At 44.5% G+C, this 24,424-nt stretch carries 22 protein-coding genes; 12 read left to right on the forward strand and 10 right to left on the reverse strand.

Annotation, left to right across the window (positions count from 1 at the left end; translation table 11 throughout):
- Positions 1-24: 24 nt before the first annotated feature.
- Positions 25-951, reverse strand: a complete 927-nt coding sequence (locus NIAKO_RS28755; protein ID WP_014221985.1) for a YihY/virulence factor BrkB family protein — start codon at positions 949-951, stop codon at positions 25-27.
- 184 nt (positions 952-1,135) lie between these two features.
- Here NIAKO_RS28755 and NIAKO_RS38780 point away from each other — a divergent pair, with 184 nt between their 5' ends.
- Entirely contained in the window at positions 1,136-1,282 is a 147-nt protein-coding gene (locus tag NIAKO_RS38780; protein ID WP_014221986.1) for a lmo0937 family membrane protein, read from the forward strand.
- A gap of 174 nt (positions 1,283-1,456) precedes the next feature.
- Here the strand turns inward: NIAKO_RS38780 and NIAKO_RS28760 are convergent, their stop codons facing one another.
- The 7 genes from NIAKO_RS28760 to NIAKO_RS28790 all read right to left on the reverse strand — a co-directional run bounded on the left by NIAKO_RS28760 (position 1,457) and on the right by NIAKO_RS28790 (position 7,034).
- Positions 1,457-1,801 (reverse strand): hypothetical protein, encoded by a 345-nt coding sequence (locus NIAKO_RS28760; RefSeq protein ID WP_014221987.1) that lies wholly within the window; start codon positions 1,799-1,801, stop codon positions 1,457-1,459.
- A gap of 217 nt (positions 1,802-2,018) precedes the next feature.
- Entirely contained in the window at positions 2,019-2,486 is a 468-nt protein-coding gene (locus NIAKO_RS28765; protein WP_014221988.1) for a ferritin-like domain-containing protein, read from the reverse strand.
- A gap of 215 nt (positions 2,487-2,701) precedes the next feature.
- On the reverse strand, positions 2,702-3,517 hold the full coding sequence (locus NIAKO_RS28770) for an alpha/beta hydrolase (RefSeq protein ID WP_014221989.1): 816 nt from the start codon (positions 3,515-3,517) through the stop codon (positions 2,702-2,704).
- Between the two features lie 85 nt (positions 3,518-3,602).
- Entirely contained in the window at positions 3,603-4,196 is a 594-nt protein-coding gene (locus NIAKO_RS28775) for a Crp/Fnr family transcriptional regulator (RefSeq protein WP_014221990.1), read from the reverse strand.
- Between the two features lie 409 nt (positions 4,197-4,605).
- Positions 4,606-5,748 carry a DNA topoisomerase IB gene (locus NIAKO_RS28780; protein ID WP_207622413.1) on the reverse strand — a complete coding sequence of 381 codons (1,143 nt, stop codon included), beginning with the start codon at positions 5,746-5,748 and terminating at the stop codon, positions 4,606-4,608.
- Positions 5,696-6,166, reverse strand: coding sequence for a low affinity iron permease family protein (locus NIAKO_RS28785; protein WP_014221992.1), 471 nt, complete (start codon positions 6,164-6,166; stop codon positions 5,696-5,698). The genes NIAKO_RS28780 and NIAKO_RS28785 overlap by 53 nt, the downstream gene beginning before the upstream one ends.
- A gap of 199 nt (positions 6,167-6,365) precedes the next feature.
- On the reverse strand, positions 6,366-7,034 hold the full coding sequence (locus NIAKO_RS28790) for a YciE/YciF ferroxidase family protein (RefSeq protein ID WP_014221993.1): 669 nt from the start codon (positions 7,032-7,034) through the stop codon (positions 6,366-6,368).
- 182 nt (positions 7,035-7,216) lie between these two features.
- On the opposite strand from NIAKO_RS28790, the gene NIAKO_RS28795 reads away from it, so the two are divergent.
- The gene (locus tag NIAKO_RS28795) at positions 7,217-7,732 is read left to right on the forward strand and encodes a pyridoxamine 5'-phosphate oxidase family protein (protein WP_014221994.1); all 516 of its coding nucleotides are present in this window, start codon (positions 7,217-7,219) and stop codon (positions 7,730-7,732) included.
- 286 nt (positions 7,733-8,018) lie between these two features.
- On the opposite strand, the gene NIAKO_RS37290 is transcribed toward NIAKO_RS28795, so the two are convergent.
- The gene (locus tag NIAKO_RS37290; protein WP_014221995.1) at positions 8,019-9,041 is read right to left on the reverse strand and encodes a helix-turn-helix transcriptional regulator; all 1,023 of its coding nucleotides are present in this window, start codon (positions 9,039-9,041) and stop codon (positions 8,019-8,021) included.
- Between the two features lie 533 nt (positions 9,042-9,574).
- Between NIAKO_RS37290 and NIAKO_RS28805 the strand changes: the two genes are divergently transcribed.
- The 9 genes from NIAKO_RS28805 to NIAKO_RS28855 all read left to right on the forward strand — a co-directional run bounded on the left by NIAKO_RS28805 (position 9,575) and on the right by NIAKO_RS28855 (position 20,425).
- Positions 9,575-11,782, forward strand: coding sequence for an integrin alpha (locus NIAKO_RS28805; protein ID WP_165761281.1), 2,208 nt, complete (start codon positions 9,575-9,577; stop codon positions 11,780-11,782).
- A gap of 62 nt (positions 11,783-11,844) precedes the next feature.
- Positions 11,845-12,510, forward strand: a complete 666-nt coding sequence (locus tag NIAKO_RS28810; protein WP_014221997.1) for a T9SS type A sorting domain-containing protein — start codon at positions 11,845-11,847, stop codon at positions 12,508-12,510.
- Positions 12,511-12,790: 280 nt separating this feature from the next.
- The gene (locus NIAKO_RS28815) at positions 12,791-14,008 is read left to right on the forward strand and encodes a glycoside hydrolase family 5 protein (protein WP_242675484.1); all 1,218 of its coding nucleotides are present in this window, start codon (positions 12,791-12,793) and stop codon (positions 14,006-14,008) included.
- Between the two features lie 946 nt (positions 14,009-14,954).
- The gene (locus NIAKO_RS28830; protein ID WP_014221999.1) at positions 14,955-15,569 is read left to right on the forward strand and encodes a kinetochore Spc7 family protein; all 615 of its coding nucleotides are present in this window, start codon (positions 14,955-14,957) and stop codon (positions 15,567-15,569) included.
- A gap of 11 nt (positions 15,570-15,580) precedes the next feature.
- A complete protein-coding gene (locus tag NIAKO_RS28835) occupies positions 15,581-16,573 on the forward strand; it encodes a hypothetical protein (RefSeq protein ID WP_014222000.1) in 993 nt (330 codons plus the stop codon).
- A gap of 78 nt (positions 16,574-16,651) precedes the next feature.
- Positions 16,652-18,418, forward strand: a complete 1,767-nt coding sequence (locus tag NIAKO_RS37295) for an OmpA family protein (protein WP_014222001.1) — start codon at positions 16,652-16,654, stop codon at positions 18,416-18,418.
- Positions 18,419-18,516: 98 nt separating this feature from the next.
- Positions 18,517-19,296, forward strand: a complete 780-nt coding sequence (locus NIAKO_RS28845; RefSeq protein ID WP_014222002.1) for an ABC transporter permease — start codon at positions 18,517-18,519, stop codon at positions 19,294-19,296.
- 2 nt (positions 19,297-19,298) lie between these two features.
- Positions 19,299-20,090: an ABC transporter ATP-binding protein gene (locus NIAKO_RS28850; RefSeq protein WP_014222003.1), complete on the forward strand. Its 792-nt coding sequence runs from the start codon at positions 19,299-19,301 to the stop codon at positions 20,088-20,090.
- Positions 20,091-20,134: 44 nt separating this feature from the next.
- Positions 20,135-20,425 carry a hypothetical protein gene (locus NIAKO_RS28855; RefSeq protein ID WP_041347436.1) on the forward strand — a complete coding sequence of 97 codons (291 nt, stop codon included), beginning with the start codon at positions 20,135-20,137 and terminating at the stop codon, positions 20,423-20,425.
- Between the two features lie 65 nt (positions 20,426-20,490).
- Here NIAKO_RS28855 and NIAKO_RS28860 read toward each other — a convergent pair whose 3' ends face one another.
- On the reverse strand, positions 20,491-21,012 hold the full coding sequence (locus NIAKO_RS28860) for a hypothetical protein (RefSeq protein ID WP_014222005.1): 522 nt from the start codon (positions 21,010-21,012) through the stop codon (positions 20,491-20,493).
- Positions 21,013-21,343: 331 nt separating this feature from the next.
- On the opposite strand from NIAKO_RS28860, the gene NIAKO_RS28865 reads away from it, so the two are divergent.
- Positions 21,344-24,412 carry a protein O-mannosyl-transferase family gene (locus NIAKO_RS28865; protein WP_014222006.1) on the forward strand — a complete coding sequence of 1,023 codons (3,069 nt, stop codon included), beginning with the start codon at positions 21,344-21,346 and terminating at the stop codon, positions 24,410-24,412.
- Positions 24,413-24,424 lie beyond the last annotated feature (12 nt).

A 24,424-nucleotide genomic window follows, 5' to 3' on the forward strand; every position in this document is an offset into this window, starting at 1 on the left:
CTACGTTAAAACCGGAATTGGGACTCAGATCTTCGATTCCCCTATTTCCTTTGCTTCGTGTTTGATAATAAAAACGGCTGTATCTATCGGTTTTATACCAGAGCCGTGGTTGATGGAATAGATCTTGGTGAACTCGGCCCCAAAATACAGGATGAGGGAGGAATAGTACACCCATACCAGTAGTACTATTATGGAACCGGCTGCGCCATAGGTTAACCCTACATTCGATTTCCCGATATATAAACTGATCAGAAATTTGCCTAACATAAAAAGCAGTGCGGTGAAGGCCGCGCCTACCGTAGCATCCTTCCACCGAATGACTGCATCGGGCAGTACTTTGAAGATGATGGCAAACAGGGCAGTTATAACAACGAAGATCAATACCCAGTTCAGAATATAAAACACGACAATGGTAACACTCTTAAAATATAACTGAAGCCTTTCGTTTAACAATTCCATTACGGCATTAATAATAAGCGATACCAGTAAAATAAACCCGCAACTTATAACCAGGGAGAATGAGATGAGCCGGTTGGTAATGAACTTCAACCAGCCCTTTTTAGGTTTGGCCCGTACCGACCAGATGTAATTTATAGAGCCCTGAATTTCAGTAAACACTCCGGTAGCACCCAGGATCAATAAGGCAAAACCAATGATAGCCGCTACCACCGATTGATTACTGTGATGCAAATTGGCTATTATGCTTTGTACCTGTTCTGCTGCGGCACTGCCTACCAGTGATTTTATCTGATGGTACAATTTCCCTTCTACCGCATCGCGTCCCAGGAAGATACCGGCAAATGAGATTATGATAATCAGCGTTGGGCCTAATGCAAAAATGGTATAATAGGATAAAGAAGCACTGAGCTTTACGCAGTTGTCGTTTAAAAACTCAGTAACCGATTGTTTGAAGATTTTCCAGGTATTTGACATTATCTTGAAAATGATCATGCGGAATACAAGTAAAAGATGTTCCCCGTTTACCTGATTTGAGTACAATAGTCGGGCCCTGAGCAAAAAACTCTACATGAAATCTGCTTTTATTTATAAATGTTCTCAACCTGTTGCATAGTCTTCTATGGCAATAGATTTTTAATACTACTTACATATTTGCAAACTTTAAAAATCGATCACCATGAGAAGTATACTTTATTTGATCGCAGTGATTCTGGTAATAGGTTGGATCTTAGGGTTCTTTGTATACAGTGCCGGCGGCTTGATACACATTCTTATTGTTCTGGCCGTTATTTCATTGATACTTGGATTGATCCGCAGCACCTAGATTTTATCCTTCAACATAGTAAGTTACAGTTAACAATTAATCCCTCCCGATTAAATTCGGAAGGGTTTTTTTTGTTCCTTACCTCACGCTTATGTAAACAAAAAAGCTGTCTTCCCAGACGAGTCTGGAAGACAGCTCTTATCACGTTGTATATATAGTGGAAAAAGATTGGACTTAATTAATCATCAGCTTTTCGCTTCGCGACTCAACATCTGCAATAAACTTATACACGAATGGATCGGCCAGGTTTCCACACCCGTCTATCAGCGTTCCTTTTACCCCATCTGCGGTTTCTATCACATACAACACTGCGCTATCATGGGGGTCGGAAAAACCTTCAAACCGGAAAGAGGTGACAACCTTTACTTCAGTGGGTCCATACAACTTCCGGGTACTGGATGATTCCAGGCCTTCGCGGGTAGCGACAAAATCCTCTTTGTAACCATCATCTACCACTTTGCTCAGGCATGACACCATGCTCCGGATGTAAGGGGTAGATTTGTTATAATCTGCTTTCATACCCATTTATTTACTTAAGATTATATTTAGAAAAATTGTTGCCACTGATTTTATTGGCATTTTTGGTCAAAGAGTGTATTTATTTCCCCATATCCATATCAATTTTTCAATATATTTTCAACAACCTGGTGTAGAATCAACAAATAGCAAACAGGCCATCCCGGTAAATGGGACGGCCTGCGTTTTTGCTCTACAGTACTAAAGCCACTATTTTGAGTTACTTTGTTATTTCATGCATATCCCTATACTTTTTTATCACGTCGTGCGCATTGCGCAATGATGCTTTCTGGCTGGTTATTAACTGACGAATGTCTGTTGATAAAGGCGCATCAGTAGCCAGCGCGTCTTCATAAGCACGTTGGGCCGCATCTTCACCATATTCACAGGAAGCCAGCAGGGCGTGGCGGTCTTTTCCGGTGAACATGTCCTTTACATTCATCCAGGCGCGATAAATCTTACCTGAGGTGGTTGTACCAGTTGCCGGTTCGCCACCCAAACGCCCTACCTGGGCGGTTAATTCAATGGCATTCTGCCGGCTTTCATCTGCCATTCGCTCAAATATGGTGCGAAGGTCAACATCTACATTTTTGGTATCCTCCGAGGCTCTCATATAGCCGGCAGTACGGTCGTTATTGATCCTAATCAAATCATTTAATACTTCAACCACATCCTTATTTGTTGTCATATAGTTACATTTTAGGTTTACTAATAGTTTTTAATCAGTATATAACGCAACTCATTACACGCAAACATTGTAATCACTCACAATATCATTAGCGTAACAATGATATGGTAGTGCTAAAAAAACTATTCCCCTCTATAATACAGCATGCTATGATGACCACTGCTTTTAATTGGGAAATTAAGTTCACAAATAGTTCAAAGTTTAAAGTTCAAAGTTTAATGTCCATTAATAAAGTCTGCCATCTCTGCCAATGCCCGGCGGGAGGCTTCTTTGTGGATGTCTTTCTTCAGCCATACATGGGGTTGATCTTCATAGATACTCAACTTTGATCTTTCCTGAATACTTTTTATGTGGTTATAAAAATGCCTGCTGTCATCCAGCAGTATTTCATTGGTGCCAACCATAATAAGCACGGGCGGGAACCGGGTAAGCAACGCTTTTTCCGGGCTCGACACCGCAAGCGGAGTATTGCCCGTATAAGCCCGGGCAAACATATGCAGTGCCTCCCGGTTCAGTGAAATATCGAGGTGGGCGTTTTCATTCATTGAGGGGTATTCGCATTCGAGGCTTATCCAGGGAGAGATCAACACTACAGCGCCTGGTAACGGGAGGTTCATTTTGAGCATTTCGCCAATGGCGGAAACGATCAGGCTGCCACCGGCACTGTCGCCAATAAGGTTTAACTGCGCTTCCGGATGGCGATTGGTTATTTCCCGGTAAACAGTTACCACGTCATTCAGGCCGGCGGGATAGGGGTTCTCCGGCGCCAGGGCATATTCTATAAAAAGAATTTTTGCCTGTAGCGTCTTTGCAAAATGCGTAACCATTCTTCCATGTGTTTCAACAGAACCCATAGCAAAGCCACCGCCATGTAAGAAAATTATTATCCTGTCTGAAGACGGAGTTGCGGGGGTAAACCAGTAACAGTGTACACCTTCGATCATAACGGGCGTTATAGCTACCGTTGGCTCGCCGTCATAGGGATGCGGCTTGTTGTCGTAGCTTTCCCTTGCCTGTAATACTTTTTCCATGATCTGCTTTTTTATTTAGTGCAAACCTAGCCTTCGATCATGGATCTGACTTATAAGGTAGTTTAATAAACAGGCTTAAACCAGATTAAGAATAACCCGTTTTCTGGGAGAGCTCTTTACGGATCTTGCTCAGGAATTCGGGGGTAATGCCCAGGTAGGAGGCGATCTGGGTATTGGGCAATCGCTGTGATAAGGCGGGATATTGCTGCAGAAAGGTAAGATACCGTTCTTCGGCCGTAGAGCTTACAATTTGCAGCAACCGGTTCTCCAGTTCGGCAAACCTTGTTTCCACGATCACTCTGAAGTTCCTGTCGAACTTTGGATACGTTCTGAAAAAGTAAATCAGGTCGGGTCTGCTTAGCTGGAAAATAACAGATGGTTCGATGGCTTCAATATTTACCTTGCTTTTCTTTTCGGCGTAAAAGCTGTCGATGATCATGATCCAGTCGTTCTCCGCAGCAAATTGCAGATTGTGCTCCACGCCCTTATTATCGACCTGGAATACCTTGAAACATCCGGCCGCAACAAAAGTGTAATGCCTGCACACCTCATCTTCAGTGAGAATGATCTGTCTCCGTTTGATCTTTCGTTCAATGGCTCTTTCTTTCAGATCTGCTTTTTCAGGTTCATCCAGGGGAAGGTACCTGTCAAAACTGGCGAATAATTTATCTATGGACACGGTTTGTGAGATTGCTTTGGCTTTAAAGATACGGCGGTTTGTTGGAAACGGCAGACGGCAAACGGCATACAGTTCGAGCCATTCAGTTCACGGCCAGGTGGCCTCTTGGCTTTAGCCTGCTGCCACCGGTTAAGTGTTGGCAGCATCCACCCAGGCTAAAGCTTCAGCAACACGCGGGCGGCGGATAAAATAAAAAAACCCGATGTAGAAACATCGGGAGTCCTTGGTTAAGGCCTGATTTGTAGCGTAAGTTTATAATGAGTTTATATCTTCTTCTTTTAACCGTCCCTTTCTCTTCTCTTCATAAGGCATTTTACAGCGCCGGGGACATATATATTTTTATAAAAACTATGCCTAAAATTTTAAAGCGGAACAAATTGCATCTGTAGAAAATACTTCCCAAACTCGATTAAATTTTGTGGAATGACTGTAGAATTTTCATCAAAATCTGTTCATCCGCATGCAGGCCGATAGTGGTTTCCGGGGATTCTTCCCCTTCCAGCTTTTTCAGGTATTTATTCAAACTATTTTCTTCATACAACGCTATCAGCCCCGGGTGAACGTAGTACTTTTTACATACTGTGCGGGTATTCCCCAACTTTAGACTTACCTCATCCAGTGCTGCTACAATGTTCTTCTTTTGCTCGGTTTGCGTAACCGCTTCACCCATAGCCTGTAATGAGCGTAATAAATTAATGGAACCGGCCCAGGTCCTGAAATCTTTCGAAGTAAAATCACTACCCGTTGTTTCTTTGATATAACTGTTTATCATGCCCGAATCGATGGGATGTTTATGACCTTCGTCATCATAATATTGAAACAGTTCTGCGCCGGGTATTTCCCGGCAGTTCTTTACAATGCGGGCCAGCCGTTTACTTTTAAGCGTTATATTATGGCTCACCCCTTTTTTCCCCTTAAAAGAGAACTTAATGGTATCCCCGGCAATAACCACATGTTTGTCTTTTAAAGTTGTTAACCCATGCGAACCGTTTTGTTTTTCATATTCACCACTGCCCACCCTGATGTAAGTTTGCGCCATTAAGCTAACCACTGTTGCAATAACCTTAGAGGCGGTTAAACTTCGCTGACTAAGATCAGATTCCAGCCGCTGCCGCAATGCAGGCAGGGCTTTTCCGAATTCAGCCATCCGGTGAAACTTGGTTTCATTGCGCATAACCGACCACAGCGGGTGATACCGGTATTGTTTACGGTTACGAAGATCCAACCCGGTTGCCTGAATGTGCCCGTTTGCCCGGGTACAGATCCATACCGAGGTCCAGGAGGGTGGAATGGCCAGGCTGCGGATCCTTTTCAGGTCTTCCTTTTTGCGAATCACTTTACCGGCGTATGCATACATATAACCTTTGCCCTTTTTTGTGCGAACGATTCCAGGCTCTCCGTCCGACACATACACCAGGTCGGCCAGGGTAGCCGCCTTTGCATAATCCCGGTTAATTTTTAAATATTGCCTGTGCGTCACTTTTGCCAACTGCCCCATATCATTTCCCCGTTTTTTGGTGGCGTTTGAAATTATGGAGATTTTTCGCCTCATTCAATGAATGCGAACTGTTTACCCCATTTTCCTTTTCGGCCAGCTCTGAAATGGTTATGTAAAACTCCTTGATCCTTTGCAGCTCTTCGTCAGTCAGGTCTTCAATATCAACCAGCCGGTTGCTTGCCCGCTCATGACTGGCTATCAACTCATTTAATTTCAAATGAATAGCCACTGTATCTTTATTCTGTGATTGTTGTATAATGAACACCATCAGGAAGGTGATAATGGTAGTGCCGGTATTTATAACCAGTTGCCATGTATCGGAATAATGAAAAAGGGGACCAGTTACCGCCCAGATTATCACTACAGTAAGTGCTATTATAAATGCTATAGGTGAACCGGTTATCTTAGTTACTTTGTTCGACATCTTCTGGAATAATGCCGACAGTTTGTTCTTGTTCTTTGACCTTTCCATAATTGTAGAATTTAGGAATTGTAGCAATGGAGAATACTAAATGGATATAGTAGGGACAAAAAAAAGTCAGGCCAAGAATGGCCCGACACCAGTAGACCTTAAAAAACCCCTAAATCTATAACCAGAACTAAAAAACTCATACCAGCCCCCCATGCTTGATGGCATTATGGGGTGGTTTTAATTATTTTCTAATACGGCTTTAATCTTCTTCCCCTTCACTACCTTCCTCCGTTTGATTTTCATCATCTTCTTCCAGGTCACCTTTCTGTTCATTGGCTCCCTCTTCATTAATATTGCTTTCTGCAATCTGGGAAAGCACCTGGTCTGCTTCTTTTTCTTCAGCCAAGGTTTGCCCTAAGATCTCAGCTACATCGTTCATTCCAATGGTTCTGGCCAACTGCACCAGGCTGCCGTAGGTGGCAATTTCATAGTGTTCCACTTTTTGACAGGCCATAATAATAGCGGCGTCTCGGGTAGCCGTACCCTCGTCGGTTTCATCGATAATACTTTGTGCTTCTTTGATCAGGCCATTCATGGCTTCACATTTCTTTGCTTTGGCTGGCGCACCCATCATATCAAAAACCTGCTCAAGTCTGTTTATATGTTCTTTCGTTACGGTTACATGTTCAGTTATAGCTTCGGCCAATTCCTCGGTAGTGGTAGCACCCTGCATTTTTGGTAATTCCTGAACAAGCGCCTTTTCGGCCCACAGAATATCCTGTAACTGTTCTACAAAAAATTCTTTCAATAATGAGTTGCTTTCCCTTTTACCCATAGTTCCGGTTTTGCCAGTTGTTGGGGATCTTTTATTCGCCCTGGAAATTTTTGCAGCACCCGTTGTCCCCTTTGAACTTTTACCTCTTTCCATAACGCATTGTTTTGTGGTGAAAAAACGGATTTGTAAAAGATTGATAAAAAAGAAATGCCACGATTGAAGAAGAGAGAAGGTGGTGTGTAGAAAAAACTCTACGTGAAAAGCCAATTTTTCAACGGTATGTGTCAAAAATGTAACTGGTATTTGTTTTGAACTTTAACAACTAAAACACACATATGAGATCCTCCAACAGTATACCTTTTTTACAAAACAAGATACAGGGAATTGGCAGTGCGTTGTTTTATAATATGAGCGGAGGGGTGTTGAAATTCCCTACTACCATAGTATCTATCTTAAATGTAGATGAACTGGCAAACATCTGGTTCTTCACCAACCGTCCCGAACAACATTTACAGGAGTTTGATAAGGAGTTTGCCGCCGATATGCAGATCTACCGCAAAGGCAAAGGCTACTATTTGCAGATAACAGGCAAAGCCTATATTATAAATGATCCTGAGGAATTAAACAGTCTCATTGGTTTATCGGATGAAATAAAGGCAAAGGCCTTCCAGGAAATGGTGCTGATAAAATTCAAGATAGGCAGTGCAAAATATTACAGTTATCAACCCCGGTTGTCATATAAGCACAACTTACTGGGATTGCTGAACCGGTTTTATACCTGGTTGTTTAAAGAACCTGCCAGGCATGAACCATCTGTTTACCGGCCATCGCTGCCTAAGTTTGGGTTTTGAAGACAGCTGCAAGCCTCAAGCTATAAGCAGCAAGCTATAAGCAATACACTGCAACGCGGCAAGAATACAGCTGCAAGGAATACACCGCTGCACAGCAGCTGGAGATATAGGAGATATAAAAAGATAACCCTACAAAGCTCGTGACTTCGCAGGGTTTTTATTAGACGCCGACTAAGGGGACGACTCTTTAATACATTTCCGATTTCGAGATTTTACGATTTCTTTAAATCCAACATCCTCACAGTTTTCAATCTCAAAATCTCTAAATTCCAATATCCCTAAATAACTACGCGTTTTCCAATTGTTTCTTCTTGTTGATACTACCCGGTGAGCAGCCCTGATGTTTTTTAAAGATCTCAATAAAATGGCTCACTTTTTCATAGCCCATCAGTTCTGCAATTTCATTTACAGAATAGGGTTTCTGCAACAGGATCGTTCGGGCCAAATCCATTTTCTTATTTAAATAATAGTCGTACAAACTTTTACCATAAATAAGTTTGAAGTATCGCTTCAATGTTGATTCGCTTAATGCTACCATTTTAGCGATCATGCCCATGCGCGGTGGCGTCTTTTGTAAATGCTCAAGCAAGATACTCTCTGCTTCTTTTATTTTCTCATAATAGAGATCAATATTGTTGCTCGTTTTTCCCAATTCCTCTCTTGATGCAGCAGTTAGAAAATCTCTTATGGTTCCGCTACCTTGGGCAAATACCGCGGTAGCATCGGCTTTAGGATCATCTACACTATCTATCAGCCTGGCTGCCAGCTGACCGGTTTTTGACTGAATAGTTTCTATCAATACCGGCATGTTGCCCTCATCTAAAACTCCATCATTAAAATACCTGGCAATACGCAGGTAACCGGGTTGTTGCCTGATCCAGTAGCCCGAAATAGAGAATTCGATCAATTGCACAGGCAGGGCAGGGTTCAACTGAAAGCCTGCAGTTACCGCATCGGGTACCAGAACAAACCGCCTGTCACGTACTTTATTAAATTGCTGGTGTTGGTTAATACTCCTTAGCTCAACCGATTCAGGAGTATGTATGCATAATAAACTAAACCCGTTATTAGTAATATGTACGGGCAAGGCTTCTTTTATAAAATCAATGGGCCTTAATAAGTACAGGTCCCACACCCGCATATACAAACCCGCATCCAGGTGCCATGTTCTTATTTTTCCCCGCCCCATGTCGTTCGAAAACCTGATGAGCGTATGGCCTTCTTCTAATTCCCCGCCGGTTTCCAGGGCCAGTTGTTTAAATTCCTCTTCCCGGTCAGTACTGCTTACACAAATTGAATAGCTTTTCATACATTCTATTGGTTTAATTAATACAAGATTCATAACATTGGAGAGTGCTATCAAACCATGTATAAATCAACAACAAGTATATCTTATAAATACACCTGTGTCCCATTTGTGAATACTGAAAAAACATATGTCTTTCGCCGTTTGAGCAGAAACATTCATTTAACATAAGCATTTCCCCTTATAAGTCATAGCGCCCTTCAATGTACTTGATCCAGGTCAAGCAAATTGAAATGGTAACTTAAATGGCTAAGTGTTTGCTGACCCGATCCCGGTATTCTTTGAATTAAGAGCGGTAAAAGAAACGCTACATTCCTTCTACTTTTACATACAGAACGAACGATCAATAATCCGGATTACCAACACCACTCCAATATTAATAGAAAAGCTTACGGGCATTAACCTCCCGTCATAAACTCCAATATTTCTTACCTCCATTAATCAATTCATCAATGCACTAATGTTATGCGTATGCCTTGCCGGCTATGGCATTGAGCATGCTTAACAACTTACCTGTTCATTAAAAAATGTTTACCGTGAAGTCAAATTTTTACACACTTGTGGTGCTAGCTATTGCATTGCCCTTATCTGCCGTACATGCACAAACCTCTTCCAATGATATTTCATCCGACTGGTATAACCAGGCATTAAAAAGCATACAGCAACTAGAATCTCAAATAAAACCGGTGTCAGGAACCGGTGATTACAGCGCAGCCAACATACCTGGCCACACCGGTTTTTATATTTCTCCCCTTGGCTATAAAGTAACCCCAACGGGAAAAAGTAACTGGGAAGTTGCTTTCAACCTTAAAGGTATTGGTCGCTCCAGCATTCAATGGACGCCCGATCAAAGCTGTGCGGTCACTCAAACACCAAACGAGTTACAATACCAATTCAATAATGTAGCTATTCAATACATTAATAATAACGATGGCTTACGCCAGAACTTTTGGGTAAACAGGAAAATGCCAGGCAGTGGCGCCTTAACGGTATCCATTGAACCTGCTACTGAATTGCAGCCCCGGTTGCTAAGCAGTAACAGCCTGGCTTTTTTTAATGCTGCCGGCAAAATGTTGCTGGCTTACGAGGATCTGCAGGTATGGGATGCCAATCATAAACCCCTGCCCGCAGCGATGCATTTTACTAATGGTTTACTCACCATTGAAGTGGATGACAGCCAGGCTGCTTATCCCGTAACTATTGATCCGCTGAATAAAACGCCCGAATGGAATACCTCAGCAGATGGGTTAATAAGTGGTCTTACCTCCCTGCAAATAAACTCTTCATTATATGGCTACGCAGTAACAGGTTTGGGCGATGTGAATGGTGACGGGTATGGTGACGCTGCGGTCAGCGCGCCAGCCCTCACCAATATCTTCAGTGGCAACGGTTCGCTGGCCAGTGTAGGCGCCGTATTTGTTTTTTACGGTTCACCCACAGGTTTATCAACCACGCCCGCCAAAACCCTGCAACCGAACACAGCGGTGGCCGGTGCGCTTTTTGGAATGAGCGTTGACGCAGGCGATGTTACCGGCGATGGCATTAATGACATTATTGTTGGCGCTCCCCTTGATTCATATACCGCCACCACTTCAGGCTTAATAACATCGGCTACGGTGAAGGCTGGAAAGGTATACATCTTCCCCGGTGGAAATACCGCAGCCACCAACCCAACCAACTTTCTTGAAATAAAATTAGACGGCTCAGGGTTTTTCAGTACGGGCGTTGCCGGTCTATTGGCCAGCAATGTATCGGTCAATGCCCTTTTTGGCTTCTCTGTTGCCGCCGTTGGCGACCTCGACGGTGATAATAAATCAGATATTGTGGTAGGCGCTCCTGCATACCTTGGCCCTGGTTTAGGAGCCGTTCAAAGTGGTGGGGCCTTTGTGTTTTACACCAAAAGCCTTTCTAATCCTGTATCATTACAAACACCTTCTCCCTCTTTATTAGGGCTCGTAAATCTTCCTTTGCTGGGACACAGCGGTTTGCTGTTTGGGTTTAGTGTTGATGGCGCTGGTGATTATAATAACGATGGAATTCCCGATGTGGTGGTAGGCGCTCCGGCCGGTATTGATCTGTCGTCACTGGGCGGCGTACTGAACGGCCAGGTTTTAGGTGGGACAGCGTATGTTTTTTACGGGAACGGATCGGGTGTTACCAACACAGCCGGTACCATGTTGAAATCAAGTACTAATAGTTTATTGGGCAATGCCGCCAACCTGTTTGGCTATAAAGTAAGAGGCTTAAAAAATCTGAGTGGCCTTCGTAACGGCAGTATTGCCATTGGCGCTCCCCTTGGCGGCTTATTGCCTAATTCCCTTAGCCTTACCATTCAAACCGGTGGGGTGCACATCTTCAAAAAGAAAACCAGCTCACCCGGCGCCACTGTACTCAGCGACCAGGTGATTGAATCGCCCCGCTCAACCAGCCTGCTGAATATCCTGAATTCCCTGCAGGTGAATGCATTGTTTGGCGCCGCCATCGATAATGCGTACGATGTAAACTGCGACGGTTATACGGACATAGTAGTGGGCGAACCTTTATCATCTGGCGCCACTTTAGCTCAATTACAGGCAAATGCCGTGGGTGGCGCAGCCTATGTATTCCTGGGCAATTCTGGTGGCACCTTTGCCCCAACGCCTCAATACACCACTTCAGTTAGTTTGGGTACCGACTTCCTTTCCGTAAATGCCGTGTCGTTATATGGTTATAGTGTGGCCGGCGTACCCGATACCCGTGGGTAGGCACTTCTCCCCGCATTCTCACGGGCGCTCCTGCTGCTGCACTCAATTTCAACAACAGCCTGTTGAACCTCGGCAGTACGCTTGGACTGTTAACTAACTTTCTGGCCGGTGACAACGGACCTGGTAAAAGCTTTTTGTTCAATGCCAACCTGTGCGGCACCAACACGCTGCCTATTACGCTGGTAGAATTTAAAGGGCAGGAAAAAGACGCCACAACGATCAGCCTCAGCTGGAAAACCAGCAACGAAATAAACTTCAATCGCTTTGAGGTAGAGAAAAGCACCGACGGCGTACACTTTACATCCATTGGACTGGTGTTCCCCTGGGAAGACGCCAACCACATCGACTACGCATTTAACGACAAAAACGTAACTCCCGGAGCTAACTATTACCGGTTAAAAATGATAGATAACGATGCAGCTTACAAGTATTCCAGCACGCTTAAATTCTCTGTGGCCGAAACAGCTGGTGCAAGAATTGCTATCGCGCCAAATCCTGTTGTCGACAAAATCAATGTACAACTAACAGGGCTAAGTGAAAATACCTACCGGATGGAATTACGCAGTATAACCGGACAAAAATTTGCAGAAAAAACAATTAACATTACCCGATACAGCCAAACAGAAAACCTTCCGCGGACTGTCTCCATGACACCAGGGATATATTTTCTAACTGTATACGATAAGAATTTTAAGAAAGTAGCTTCGAACAGGATTATTATTCTTTAGGTTTACACGTGAAAAATTAAGCCCCGGCGTTCCCGCCGGGGCTTTTGTTTGTGCCAGATTACCACTTTCCTTACAGGCAACATTGATCGCAGGTGTACTATCATTCATATTTATCCGAAGCACTTCTGACGCTTTGGCAAACCCTCATAAAGGGGAAATTGATGTTGTGAGATGGACCGTTAGAACCATTGTTTTTTTGGTACGATAAATGCCAACAAGAAAAACGAGCAATTGTAGCGGAAAAATTTTCACACTTTAAAAATCCTTGGAGGGTTTGTCTATGAATCAAGGCCTGAACCGCCGGACATTCTTACGGAATGTTGGGCTGGCTGCTGCGGGTGCATTGGCAGGATGCAATAAAGTATTACCCGAAATTGCAGCAGTTACAAATAAGAATAACATTGGTAGCACTACTACCGACGCCACCAGCAATATCATTGCTCCTCTTAAAAAGATCCCCGAATGGCGCGGCTTTAACATCTCCGATTATTTTCAGCCAGATCCCTGGTATGTAGGGGAAAACACCCCGGAAGAGTTGTTTAAATATGTGGCCGACTGGGGCTTCGATTTCATTCGTTTGCCCGTTGCTTATCCCAACTATCTTGACCTGGCAGCTGGTCAGCAAAACATCAATGCCGGTGATGTATATAAGATAGATGAAACCAAAGCCGACAAAATACAGAATACAATTTACCTGGCGCAGAAGTATAACCTGCATGTGAGCCTTAACCTGCATCGTGCCCCCGGTTATTGTGTAAGCGCGGGCTATCACGAACCGTATAATTTGTGGACGCAGCAGGATGCGCAGGACGCATTTGTTTATCACTGGAGCTATTGGGCAAAACGCTTTAAGAATATGTCCACCCAAAAGATCAGCTTCGACCTGGTGAATGAACCCTGTTACCGGGAAGATGTGAACAATACTTCTTCAAAGACCACAGCCGTACCTGGCGCTACTTATCGCACCGTAGCACAGGCAGCAACCCTGGCCATTCGTAAAGAGAATGCGAATTTTTATGTGATTGCCGATGGCAACAATGGAGCTACCGATCCGGTGTCTGAACTGGCAGATCTTAACATTGCACAAAGCTGTCGCGGTTATGTACCGTATGAGATCACGCACTACAAAGCACCCTGGGTGTTTCCCGATCCTGCATACCAGCCAATACCTGTATGGCCCGGCGAAATGGGCGGCAGGTATTACAGCAGGGCAACTATGGAAGAATATTACAAACCATGGATTGACCTGGCAAAAAGTGGCGTAGGGGTGCATTGCGGTGAGTGCGGCGCCTGGAAGGAAACGCCACATGATGTATTCCTCGCCTGGTTTGGTGATGTGCTGGATATTCTTACCTCAAACGGAATTGGCTTTGCCCTGTGGGACCTGAAAGGTGAATTCGGCATCCTGAATTCAAACCGTTCCGATATTCAGTATGAAGACTGGTATGGTTACAAGCTGGACAGGTCGTTGCTGGCGTTGATGCAGAGTAAGAAATAAACGGTGAGTGGTGAGTAGTGAGTGGTGAGTAAGCTTGAGAACTTTTAGAAGTTCTGCGCAGCCGGAAACCCACTCACAACTGACAACTCACAACTCACTATTTAATTTGCAACAGCGTATCATAAAGGCTGCTTATTCACACATCCTCAACCACTTACCCGCTTATAGGCGCTTTTACCCATTTATACTACCGATCATCACACATACTTTACCGGCTGGCAAACAAAAGTTGCCGCTCATGTCGGATTTTCTAAACGAAATGTTAAGCCCCATATAACTTTGTTATGTCTAAACAAACAGGAGAACACTCTCCATTACCATGAACAAGGTTATCGAACTCCGTTACTTTATCTACCGCCAACGAGTAAAGCCACCAGCAATCGCAAATTCCAATTAATCGTTTTCGGCTCACTGAGTGAACCATACTCATTCGCTTACTTCTATGCAAGCGCCTGGGAATGATATGAATTTGCCATGTTCAATTATGAAAAGATGAAATTAAAATGTTGGCTCGGTCCGTTATTAGGTGTAATAATTCTGCTAGCACTGCGACAAATGGTATACGACAAAATGCAAAATGAACAATCACAGTCAGCAATACCTGCAGCAATAGAAAAGAAGAGACCGGAGATCAATCCTCCGATGGCTGGTGCCCTTTTAATCAGGGACACACTACCCTTCTGAATTAATTTCAGTTAAACTAAACAAGGCAGTCCGCCAGCTGGCGGAACATAACAGTTCTACTGTTATGGGTGACTGCCCTTTGCCCAGACATTCCAGACAGGCTTTAGCATCCCGGTAAACCGGGACAGGGATTGCCATTACTAACCTAAATAACAAAATCTTCTCTTCAACTACTTCCCCCTCCACCGGAGGGGGCCAGGGGGAGGCCTGCATCTCGTAAAACGGGATCAGTTGAAGATAACAACACTTAACACCTATAACTATGGCCAACTTAGGAAAGAAAATTTTATCAGCGTTTGTGGAAGTGAATGAAGCATTGCCTAAACAAACAGAACCTGTTGCCACCTTCACCAGTACAACTACTAATAATAGCAATACAACACAAGTGAACAGCACAAAGTTCAAAGAACACTTTGAAAAATTGCTCCGGGAGGCAAACCTGCCTGGTCCTGACTACTTCGAATACAGTAAAATGTTAGAGGCCATGCAGGCAGTGCCCGATGAACAGGTACGTTTTACCACTGCTTTTGCCGGCTTAAGCGTACAAGGCCTCGATAAACAAAAATTGTTATCCAGCGCCGGTCAGTACCTGCAATTGCTGGATGCGGACGCCCAAAGCTTTCACAGTTCCGTAGACGCCGCTTTACAGGAAAAAGTGGTGGAAAAGAAACAGCAGATGGATGAAAAGGAAAAACGCATTCAACAGCTAACGCAGGAGATAAGCACATTGCAAAACGAATTATTGGTGATGCAGGCTGAAATAAAAGAGAATGAAGCAAAGATAGCCACCAATACCGGTGGATATAAATATGAAAGCGAAGCGATGAAAAACCGTATTGTCCGCGACATCGAAAAAATTAAAACATATATACAATAAACCAACGGAACATGATAAACCCTATTCAAAAAACAAAAACACCCGGCTGGCTCTCTGAACCCAGGAACATGGCCACCGCAGTGATAGGTGTTTCCTTAACAGCCGGTTTGGCTTACGGTTTCTTAACCAATGTACTGCCCTGGCTCGTAACCGTAACATGGAACCTGGTGAACCTGGTTATTGGCGGGGTGATCCTCGGCATTTTGCTGATGATAGTAACCAATAAAAAATTCTGGCGGGCGCTGAAGTACCTGGCTGAATTTATAGCCAACTACACCATTGGGATTGCGATCGAGCTGAACCCGTTCAGTATTCTGCAAGCCAAAATTGAGCAGGGCTATAAAGACAGGAACACGCTGTACCAGCAGGCTGCCAAATTAAAAGGCAAACAAAGTGAGCTGGTTAACAAGCTGAGCGAGAAAGAAAAAGAGTTGCAGCTGAACATTCAAAAAGTGAAGATTCTGCAGGCTGAACAGGGCAAAAACAGCCCCCGGATTGATCTGTACGCCAACAATGTATTGCGTTGCCGGGAATACATCGACAATGTAACACCCATAGTAGGCGACCTGAACAAACTGATAACATTCACCGATGCGGCCTATGAAGAGAGTGGTATTATGCTCGAAGATGCGAAGCTGGACCTGGAAGCCAAGAAAGACCTGTACTATTCGGTGACAACCGGTTTATCGGCCGTTACAAGCGCCATGAAAGCCTTTAAGGGCGACGATGAACTGAACCAGGATGCCGAAAAAGCCCTGGCCATCCTGAAAGTACAGATCGGTGAAAAGATCGGCCACATAAAATCGGCCATAGACGTTACCTCCCGCTTCATGGATGACAAGGTGCTGGAAGATAAAGCGAAGTCGGCCCAGGCTATTGAGTTAATCAATCAGTTTAACAGCAACGACTTCAATTATACGCAGGGTGCGCTGGAAAGGAACTCTGATAGTGGTAAGTTAAAAGGCATATCTACACCGGACAGATATCGTGGGTTGTTAGACTAGGAAATTCACGTTTCACGATTCAGCCTCTTATGAAAAAACCAACAAACAATTTAAACAACTATAAAATTAATATAGACAATGTCACTCAAATTAAAACCCGCTGGTAAAATATTAATCATCGCTGCAGTAGTAGCTACAGGTATTGCAGGGGTTAGATGGTATCAGAACCGTCCGAAAGTTGTAAACGATTCTATTGAAGTAGGTAAGGTAGCCCTGCCCGATGCACCGGATGCATCTTTACAAGGCAATGCGGTTCAATTACCATTACCAGGTGATGAACCCGCCGTGAACGGCGGCACCTCCATTACCTGGGAACGCATGGCCTGGAACAGCCAGTTCAGCGGCATGTACGCTAACGGGGGCGTACGTACTACCAAAGGTTCTTTGTTCGACAAGGCGCATCTCGATGTTACATATATCCGTCAGGACGACTGTAACAAACAAATGGCCGACCTGGTAAAATTTGCCAACGAGTATAAAACCAATCCCAATGCCGCAGGGGTGTTAATCACCTTCATGGGTGACGGTATGCCGGCCTTTATGACCTCGCTTGCCAAAGAGCTGGAACCTTTAGGCGCCGAATACCAACCCATTATTATTCCGGTTACGCACGGTAAATCGTTTGGTGAAGACCAGGTGATGGGCCCGCTGGCCTGGAAGCAGGACCCTAAGAACGCCATTGGTAAATGCGTAGTGGGCGTATTGCGCGACGGTGACGTAAACATTCTGTTGAAATGGGCCGGTGACAACGGGTTAAAAGTAAACCCCGACGAAACCACCTACGACGGCAATGCTATCAACCTCATTGCCGCCAACGACTTCCTGGATGCGCCTAACAAGTACATCACCGGTTATACCGAAAAAAGGAAGCTGATCGTAAATGGTAAAACCACCGGTACCGATACCACTGTTGGTGTGGATGGGGTAGCCACCTGGACGCCTGGTGACGTAAATGTCGCCACGAAAAAAGGTGGCCTGGTAACCATCGCCAGCACCAGACAGTACGCATCGCAAATGAGTAACCAAACCATTGCCATTAAAAGATGGGCAAACGATCACCGTACCGGTATCGAGAACATGATCATTGCCCTGGCACAGGCCGGCGACCAGGTGCGTTCGTTCAACGATGCCAAAAAATTCGCGGCTGAAGTGAGCACCAAACTGTACCAGGAACAAACTGCAGACTATTGGTTGAAGTACTATAACGGTGTTGAAGAAAAAGACATTCAGGGCCTGAAGGTGAACCTTGGTGGTTCTGCCGTATTCAATCTGAATGATATGGCCAATACTTATGGATTAGGTGATGATAAAGTTGACCGGTATAAAGCAGTGTACAACACCTTCGGTAACCTGATGGTGAAAATGTACCCCAACATCCTGCCCGGCTTTTTACCCTATGAAAAGGCGGTTGATAAATCGTTCCTGTTCAGTGTGATCTCTAACCACCCTGAATTATTACAGGGTAAGGCTATTGAAGCAAAATATGCCGACCAGATCACCGCGGCCATATCCTCTAAATCGTACAAGATCGAGTTTGAGACCGGCTCAGCCAATATCAAACCCGGTTCGTACCAATTGCTGGATGAAATATTTGAATCGGCTGTAGTGGCGGAAGGGTTGAAACTGGGTGTATACGGCCACACCGATAACCAGGGCAGCAACGACATAAACGTTCCCCTGTCACAAAAAAGAGCGGAAGCTGTAAGAAGCTACCTGTTGAAAAAAGGTTTGAAACAAAGCCAGATCGAAGCCAAAGGGTACGGTTCGGAAAAACCCATAGCCGATAACAGCACCGAAGCCGGCAGAAGTAAAAACCGCCGCGTAGAAATTGTGTTGGGTGAGTAATGAGTAAGTGTTAGCCATCAGTATATATGCCGTGTACGGGGTTGCAGCCGTGCACGGCTCATTTAAAGAATTCAACCTGTAACAACCAACTAAGAATCATGAAAAAACTTCTTCAACCATTTGCCACTATTAACCCCCAGACATTTATGATTATGGTGGCTGTGCAAGTGGTTATCACCCTGTTGTTGTGGCATGGCCTGAGCGATGGATTGATACCTAAACCTGGTAAAGTTGCGGGAGCGTTTGTAACGCTGCTGGGCACCAGGTTATTCATCGACAATATGCTGGTAAGCCTGCTGCTCACCTTGAAAGCCATGTTGTACAGTATCCTGATTACCCTGTTGTTTGCATACTTATCGGTATTGCCCTTTTTTAAAAGCGTAGCCCTCTTCATAGTAAAATGCCGGTATTTAACCCTTACGGGTTTGATCTTCATTTTCACCCTGCTTACCAAAGATGGCAGCGAGCTAAAATTATCGTTACTGGTCTTTGGCATTGTGCCCTTTTTTGTAACCTCCTTCCTGTCGGTGATTGTAAATATTAACCCGCAGGAATATGAACTGTGCAAAACGCTGGGCTATAATAACTGGCAAACGCTGTATGAAACAATCGTCATTGGTAAGGCAGACCAGGTGTTCGAGATCCTGCGGCAGAACTTCGCTATCTCCTGGTTAATGATTACCATGGTGGAAGGATTGAGCATGAGTGAAGGCGGTATTGGAACGCTGCTGATAAAATACAACAAGTACAACGACCTCACTAACGTATTGGCCTTACAACTGGCCATCTTTATAATCGGTTTATGTTTCGACTATTTACTGGGCAGTCTCAGACACTGGCTGTTCCCGTATAGTAAATTAAATACCGCAAAAGCATAACAATGACAGATTGTATAAAAGCAGAAGTAGTATTGCAAGCCAGCCATGTGCAGCTTACTTTCGACCGGCCTATTCTGCGCGAGATAAATTTTTGTATCAAAAACATCATTCGTCCAGGTTTATTGCAGGGACAGGTAGTATCGCTCATCGGCCGCAGCGGCATTGGTAAAACCCAGTTGTTTAAATTACTGTCGGGCCTGCAGGCCCCTACTTCAGGACAAATAACCATCCACGACAATAAACCAGTAAAGGCCGGTGACATGGGCGTTATTTTCCAGAACTATTATTTGTTTGAATGGCGTACCGTTTATCAATCGTTGATGCTGGCCGCCAAAAAGAACAAAAAACTGGCAGGCAAGGAAAAACAAGCCATCGCCCGGTATGCCGAACAGTTTCAACTGACCGGCCACCTGAACCTATATCCTCAACAATTATCGGGGGGACAGCGCCAGCGCGTAAGCATCATGCAGCAATTATTAAAGGGTTCTGATTTCATTTTACTGGATGAGCCCTTCAGCGGTCTTGATGTATGCATGCTTGACAAAGCGGTGGAACTGTTGTTACAGGTTTCGCTGTCAGATGAGTTGAAAACGCTCATCATTGTTTCGCACGACATCGAGAACAGCGTAGCCATTTCTGACACCGTTTTTATTCTGGGCAATGAACCGGGAAAGGAAGGCGCCACTATCAAAAAAGAAATTGATCTGATAGAAAGAGATTTAGCCTGGCAAAAGGATATTAAGCATGAAAAGCGATTCCTGGAAACGATCCGGGAAATAAAAGAAGAACTATAAACACTGAATGTTACACTACCAACAACTTAATAAATCTGTAATAAATGAAAGTATCTATGGGGAAGAAGTCTCCTGCAAAAAGACACTTTATATTTTACGATAAGAATAAAAATGAATTTATTCATGTTGATGTACATGTGAGCGCAAATGGAACTCAGTTGGTTATTTCTAAAAGTACAGACGGTATTAATCTGCAATTCCCGGCACAAAAAGAATATGTGGTAGCCACCTTACCGCCGTTAACCGGAGACCTGGAATACGATTCTCTTCAAATAAGATTTCATTTTATTGCCAATGGATTTAAGCCGGTAAAAAAAGTCTACCGTAAACCTTAGTAATAAAAACAGCCGTGTTCGGGTTAACCCGGGACACGGCTTTATGTTTATGTCAACTCTATCAACTATAAACCGAAATGCCAGCCCGCTTTAAACGCCAACCACGAAGCATAGCCCGCTCCTTCCCTGGCAAAACCATCCAGGGCCATACCCATTTCAAACGGGCCTAACTTTACACCGGCGCCCACATCGCCGCTAAAGCGGGAAGAGGTTGAGTTGTAGGTTTTATCTTTTATTTGCGCCACCCCGGCGTTGGCCTGAATGAACAACATGTTGGTTGGTAAAAAATACTTGCGGAATCCCAGCTTCACAGGAACATAAATAATGTTACCTATTTCTTTGGAGGGTGCATTGAAGACTGTATAACCCACGGTTCCGGTTAAAAATGTTTTGGAGCCCAAATTAATGCCAGCGCCTGCTTCAGCCCCCACTCCATAATTATAATCGTGTTTGAATTTGGCCTGCAGCGGCGAAGCATATTGCCCATGTGCAAACACGAAAAATACTTTTTGTGCCTGAACACTGTTATAGCTACCGGCAATTAGCAGCATGGCTACTACCGTTAAACAACGTATAGCGTATTTCATAATGGAAGGTTGTTTAACAGCAAATGAAAAATTTATGCCATTATAAATGGGGTACTTATTTGTTTATTCACATATGTCTAATAAGGGCCCTGCTGAAATAATTAACGTTTCTATAGGATAATGATATTAAACCCGAAAATACAATTCTGAAAATATATTCGACATTTAAGGTCTACCAGATCAGGAAAGGGATTAAAGTATAAAGAACTGACCTGTCAGGTGTGCATAGCAAGCTTAATAATGCAAGATGTTTAAGCACACCTGACAGGTCATACCGTTATGTGTATATTCTATAAACCATATATATGTCATAAACTTTAAATCCATAACAATGAATTTCAACAAAGTGAACAACCTGGCAGGGTGGACAGTATGCGCTATCGCCTGTACTGTTTACCTGCTAACGATGGAAGCGACCGTTAGCTTATGGGATTGCGGTGAGTTTATTTCAACCGCATACACCATGGGTATTCCCCACCCACCCGGTGCGCCGCTGTTTATCCTGATTGCCAGGTTCTTTATTATCCTGTTTGGCAGTAGTCCACACACAGCAGCCATGGCAGTTAACAGCATGAGCGCCATTGCCAGCGGCTTTACCATCCTGTTTTTATTCTGGACCATCACTCACTTTGCACGCAAGCTGGTGCAAAAGAACGATCAGCCACTTAGCAAACAGGCTGTCTTCGGCATCATCAGCGCCGGTGCAGTGGGCGCATTGGCTTACACCTTCTCCGATTCGTTTTGGTTCAGTGCCGTGGAAGGGGAAGTATATGCCCTCTCTTCATTCTTCACCGCCCTGGTGTTCTGGGCCATCTTAAAATGGGAACAGCAGTCGCAAAAAGCCGGCGCCGATAAATGGCTTGTGTTCATTTTCTTTATAATGGGGCTTTCCATTGGCGTTCACCTGTTGAACCTGTTGACCATTCCAGCTATCATTATGGTATATTATTTCAAACGGTTTAAAGTAACCCGGCGAAATACCATGCTGGCCTTTTTAACCGGCTGCGCTATCACGGGTTTTGTGATGAAATTCATTATTGTATATTCTGTTAAGGGCGCCGGCGCATTTGACGTTTATTTCACCAACGAACTGGGCATGCCGTTCTTTTCAGGCTTTACCATTTTCTTTTTATTGATAGCCGCTACTATTGCCTGGGGCATACGGGTAGCCAATAAAAGAAAATTGAAATACCTGACTATCGGTTTGTGGAGTTGTGCTTTTATGTTGCTTGGGTATTCTACTTATCTCACTACTATGATCAGATCAAACGCCAACCCGGGCGTTGATATGTACAATATTGATAACCCCATTAGCCTGGAAGGTTATTTAAGCCGGGAAAAATATGGCGACTGGCCAATTGTGTACGGTCCTGATTTCACTGAGAAAACACCTTACGCCAAGGCAGGCGATGAATATGTTAGAGGGAAAGAAAAATATGAAGTGGCGGGCAGCCGCTATGTACAGGATTGGAGTGCGGCCCCTGGTGCTCACCTGTTCCCCCGTATGTACGATGCCAGCAATGACCGCGGACAAATAGACTGCTATCGCCAGTTTGCCAACCTGGAGGTAGGTGAAACGCCTACGATGGCTGATAATATAAAATACTTTACCAGGTACCAGGCCGGCTGGATGTACATGCGTTACTTTATGTGGAATTTTGTTGGCCGGCAAAACGACCTGCAGGGTTTTGGCAACCCACGCGATAGTAATTTCATCAGCGGCATTTCTTTTATCGACAACGTGATGGTTGGCAATCAGCAAAAAATGCCCGACACCGCCCACATTACCAATAAAGCCTACAACAGGTTGTATATGCTGCCGCTGTTACTGGGCATTGCCGGTTTGGTGTATCAGTACAAACGCAGCCGTCGCGATGCACTGGTAAACGGGTTGTTGTTCTTCTTTACCGGCCTGGCCATTGTGCTCTTTTTAAACCAGGCAGGTTATCAGCCGCGGGAACGGGATTATGCCTTTGTAGGTTCGTTCTATGCATTCAGTATCTGGATTGGGCTGGGTGTACTATGGGTGAAACAGGTGCTGGAAAAATTTACCAAACCACCAATAGCCGCCTACCTGGCAGCCGGGCTTTGTTTACTCGCCGTTCCGGTGTTGATGGCCCAGCAGGAATGGGACGATCATGACCGCCACCAAAAAACCCTTGCGCTCGACCTCGCAAAGAACTATCTGAATAGCTGTCCGCCCAACGCCATATTGTTTACCGCAGAGGATAATGATTCTTATGCCCTGTGGTATGCACAGGAAGTGGAAGGGGTTAGAAAAGATGTGCGTGTAGTGGTTAGTACCCTTATTGGTACCGACTGGGGCATAGATCAATTGCGATACAAAGTAAATAACAGCGCCCCCTTCAATGTAGTATTCCGGCCCGATCAGGTAGCCGGAGATAAACTGAACGTGATCTATTACAACCCCACGCCCGGATATGATAAATACAAATACTATGATCTGTACGATGTGCTTAAAAATGTAGTAGGCGGCAATGACCCGCGATTCACCACTACATCAGAAGATGGAGATGCCTATAGTTTGTATCCCACGCAAAAATTCAGCGTACCGGTTGATCTGAAGACCGTAACCGCCAATGGCACCATCCATGCCGGCGATAAAGTAGTTGACTCTTTACACATCGATCTCACCGGTAAGAATTATCTCTTCAAAAACGACCTGGCTATTCTGGCAGTTATTGCCGGGAATCAGTGGAAACGGCCTGTCTGTTTCTCCAATCTGGGCACGGCGCAAGACCTGGGTTTGGATAAATATACCCGGCTGAACGGGCTTACCTATCAACTGGTGCCTGTTGAAAACAGCAACGGGGTAAATCTCGATGTAGCGTATAACAACGTGATGCAACGATTTGGTTATGGCAATGCCGGTAAAAAAGGCGTTTATTTTGATGAGGAGAACCGCCGCCGCCTGAACACCATTAAACTGGCGCATGCACAAATAGCCCGGAACCTGGCCCAGGCCGGCAGAAAAGAAGAGGCCAGAAGGATCCTGGAACGTTACGATGAGCACGTGAACGAATCCAATGTACCTTATGGCTTCACCGCCAACCGGGGCAACATGCATAATATCTTCTCACTTCAGTTCCTGGAAGCCTGTTATATGGCCGAAGACTGGACCTTAGCAAACAAGGTCGCCACCTCATTGAAGAAAGACCTGCAACAACAAATGCAGTATTATCGCGCTTTGGGCGATGGCAGCCAAACGGAAGAAGAAATACTGAACAACGCCTTTCTGCTGACACAAGGCAAAGCCGGCGACCTGTCAAACAGACAAGCGCCATTTGCACAGGATATTCTTTCCAGCTACCAGTTATTGAATCAAATAGAAAAATGGAAGCAGGAGTTTCAACCTAAACGCCCGTCGGTTATAAATTAATCAACGGCCAGT

Source organism: Niastella koreensis GR20-10 (genome assembly GCF_000246855.1).
Lineage (GTDB): Bacteria > Bacteroidota > Bacteroidia > Chitinophagales > Chitinophagaceae > Niastella > Niastella koreensis.